Origin of the sequence: Larkinella soli (assembly GCF_003703975.1) — a bacterium.
Classification (GTDB): Bacteria; Bacteroidota; Bacteroidia; order Cytophagales; family Spirosomataceae; genus Larkinella; species Larkinella soli.
This window is the reverse complement of record NZ_QTJY01000044.1, coordinates 1-2,645: the sequence shown is the minus strand read 5'-3', so window position 1 is coordinate 2,645 and position 2,645 is coordinate 1. Positions and strand designations below refer to the sequence as shown.

Below are 2,645 nucleotides of genomic sequence, written 5' to 3'. Positions count from 1 at the left end.
TGCGCTTCGATCTCGAACTGACCGCCAATCCTCTGGTTCAGCCGCCCGTTGCCGATGTAAAGGGCGGTCCGCGCAATCTTTTTCTGACCGGTTCGCCCTGGAAATACTTCGCGTCCAACACCGCCCCCGGTTCGACCTGGAAAGACAAGGGCTTCAACGATTCGGGCTGGCCGTCCGGCATCTCCGGCCTGGGCTACCCTTCCGGCGAGTTTGAAGCCGAGCATACGCTCGTTCCCAGCGGCTGCACACCCGTCACGACGACCTGCAGCAACCGGATTATCACGACGTATTTCCGGAAAACCGTCACCATCAGCACCATACCGGCCAATACGACCTATTCCATCCGCTACAAACGCGACGACGGCATTGCCATTTACATCAACGGCCGGGAGATCAAACGCGAAAACCTGCCGACGGGAGCCGGGCATACCACCCCGGCCGGCACCGAACTGACCACCACACCGGCCTATACCGGCGAACAGTACTGGCAGGTGCTGCCCGTCCCGGCCGGGTATTTTCAGGCCGGGGAAAACCTCATTGCCGCCGAGGTACACCAGGCCGCCGGCGGAGAGCCGGATATGCGGTTCGACATGGAACTCCGGCAGGTGGAGCCGCTCGTGCGGGGGCCGTATCTCCAGATGGGAACTCCGACCGCCATGACCCTGCGCTGGCGGACCAGCACCGCCGTTCGGGGGCAGGTGAAATACGGTTTGTCCGCAACCGACTATGGTCAGGTGGTTACGGAAGCGACGGCGGGCCTCGATCATGAAGTCCGGCTGACCGGCCTTACGCCCGGAACCAAATACTTCTACTCCATCGAAACCGCCGGGGTGGCCGAACCGCTCCAGCGGACGCCCGACAACTTCTTCATTACCAGCCCCCCGGCCGGTTCGGCCAAAAAAGTACGGATCTGGGCGATGGGTGACTTCGGGGAAGGAAGCCGGCGGCAGTTTGCGGTCCGCGACGCCTTCATGAATAATTCCAATGTGCAGAATCAGAACGTCGACCTATGGCTCTGGCTGGGCGATAACGCCTACCTGGCCGGTCATGACGAAGATTATCAGTACTATCTGTTCAATGTCTACGACCACCAGCGACTGCTTCGGCAAACCCCGGTCTATGCGACCCCCGGTAACCATGAATATGCCAACAACAACATCACCCGCACCGAGCGCACCGACCATAAGATCGACTACTACAAGATCATTTCGCACTTCACGCAGGGCGAAGGGGGCGGTGTCGCTTCCGGGAAGGAGGAATTCTATTCCTTTAATTACGGAAATATCCACTTCGTCAGCCTGGATTCCTACGGCTACGAAAGCGGACAGGGAACGACGGTATTCAGCCCGACCGGCCCGCAGATGACCTGGCTGAAAAATGACCTGAACGCGGCCAAAAACGACCCGAACATCAAATGGACCATTGCCTTCTGGCACCATCCTCCCTACACGATGGGAACGAAGGATTCAGACGTAGACGGCGACTCGCAGGGAATCCGTAAAAATCTGCTGCCGGTGCTGGAGCAGTATAAGGTCGATCTGGTGCTATGCGGTCACAGCCACGTCTACGAGCGCTCCCGGCTGATGAAGGGCCACCACGGCGAGAACAGCCCCGAAAGCACCTTCAACCCCAATCTTCACCTGGCGCCGGCCGGAAACAACGGCGCATCGAGCGGCCGCTTCGACGGTTCGCCTAACTCCTGCTTCTACTACAAAAGCACCACCTCGGCCACCAACGAAGGCACGATTTATCTGGTCAGCGGGTCGGGCGGGGCCGGTCTCGATCCGGGCAAGTACACGCCAAAAGGCAAGTGGCCCCACAACGCCATGCTCGTCTCCGACACCCTGAACGGCGGCTCGATGTTTATCGAAGTGGAAGGAAACCGCCTGGACGTGAAGTTCATTGCCGAAGACAACCAGGTCCGTGACCAGTTCACGATCATGAAAGATACCGAAGCCTTTCCGATACCCCCCACCGACGGCACCGCCCGGACGGCCGCCTGCGAATGCACCGACGCCCAGGGCTGGACCCATTACACCGACAACCGGGCCAATCTGCTGCTTTCCGTGAAGAAAAACGGTCAGGCCATCGGGCGGGTCGGAGACGGGACGTTTTCCATGCGGCTGGAAGGCAGTGCGGGTGCCCTGAAGGTGAACAAGAACTGTCCGGCCAACTACGTAACCCTGCCCGCAGGCTGGTGGGTGATGAAACGCTTCTGGACGCTCAAACCCACGACCGAACCGACCGTCGGCAGTTCACTGGCCGTGCGCCACTACTACCGGGATGCCGACCTGAGTGCCGTCAACGCTAACCTGCCGGCGGCCCTGTCGCACCAGCAGCTGAAAGTGTTCAAGATGAACGACATCAATTCTCCGTATACGCCCAACCCGGTAACCACCCACGCGACCGTGCCGAAGGCGACCGCCTACAACACCAACGGCGCCTGGCTCTACGATCAGGCGGCCACCCCGTCCGTGACGAACTGGACCTACCGGGCGCTGGGCAACGGAAACCATTTCGCCGAATTTATGGTCGGACGGCTCGGTTCAGGAGGTGGCCTCGGCGGAGCGGAAAACGGCCAGAATCCCTCGTCGCAACCCTGCTCCGGCACGAACCTGATCGTCTCGGGCGATTCCTGGCGGTAT

Annotated in this window: 1 protein-coding gene; it reads left to right on the top strand. The window is 60.4% G+C overall.

Going from position 1 to position 2,645, the window contains the following annotated elements; all coding sequences use genetic code 11:
- Nucleotides 1–2,645, top strand: a 2,645-nt coding sequence (locus DX909_RS29230) for a purple acid phosphatase family protein (protein WP_164851456.1), incomplete at both ends; no start/stop codon positions are given.